Source organism: Desertibacillus haloalkaliphilus (assembly GCF_019039105.1).
GTDB classification, from domain to species: domain Bacteria; phylum Bacillota; class Bacilli; order Bacillales; family KJ1-10-99; genus Desertibacillus; species Desertibacillus haloalkaliphilus.
In genome coordinates, this window is sequence record NZ_JAHPIV010000051.1 from 1 (window position 1) to 784 (window position 784).

Annotated in this window: 1 protein-coding gene; it reads left to right on the plus strand. The window is 47.4% G+C overall.

What is annotated here, in order from left to right; genetic code table 11:
* A partial coding sequence (locus KH400_RS29575; protein ID WP_217227901.1) for a hypothetical protein occupies window positions 1–784 on the plus strand: 784 nt, incomplete at both ends.

Sequence of the window (784 nt, forward strand, 5' to 3'; positions counted from 1 at the left end):
AAAAGAGAAGAGGAAGAAAGAAGGGAGAAAGAGAAAAAAAAAGGGGGGGAAGGAAGAGAGAAGGAGGGAGAAAGGAGGGGGAAGGGGAAAAAAAGAGGAGAAAAAGAGAGAAGGAGAGAGAAAAGGAGAAGAGGGAAGAAAGAGAAGAAGAAAAGAAGGGAAAGAAAAGAGAGGGGAAAAAAAAGAAGGAAAAAGAAAAGGGGAAGGAAAAGGGGAGGGGGAGGGGAAGAGAAAGAGAAGGGGGGGAGGAGAAAGAAGAAAGGAAAGAGAAAAGGAAAGAAAGGGGAGGGAGAGAAAAGGAAAAGAAAAAGGGGAGGAGAAGGGGAAGGAGGAGAAAAGAAAGGAGAGAGGGAGGGGGGGAGGGAAAGAGAAAGGAGGGGAAAAAAAAAAAAGAGAGAAAAAAAAGGGGAAAGAAGGGGGGGAAGGGGAGAAAAGAAGGAGGGGAGAGAAAAAAGAAGAGGGGGAGGGGAAAAAGGAAAAAAAAGAAAAGAGAAAAAGAGAGAAAGGAGAGAGAGGAAAGGAGGAGGGGGGAGAGAGAGAAAAAAAGGGGGAGGGAGAGGGGGAGAAGGGAGAAGGAAGAAAGAGGGAGGAGGGAAGAAGAAAGGAAAGGAGAGAGAAAAAAGGAAGAGAGGGAGAGGAGGAGGGGAGAGGAGGAAGGGGGAGGAAAAAGGGGGAAAAAGGAAAGGGAGAAGGGGAGAAAGGAGGGAAAAAGGAGAGAAGAAAGGAGAAGAAAAAGAAAGGAAGGGGGAGGGGGGAAAAGGGGGGAGGGAGAAAAAGAAAGGAG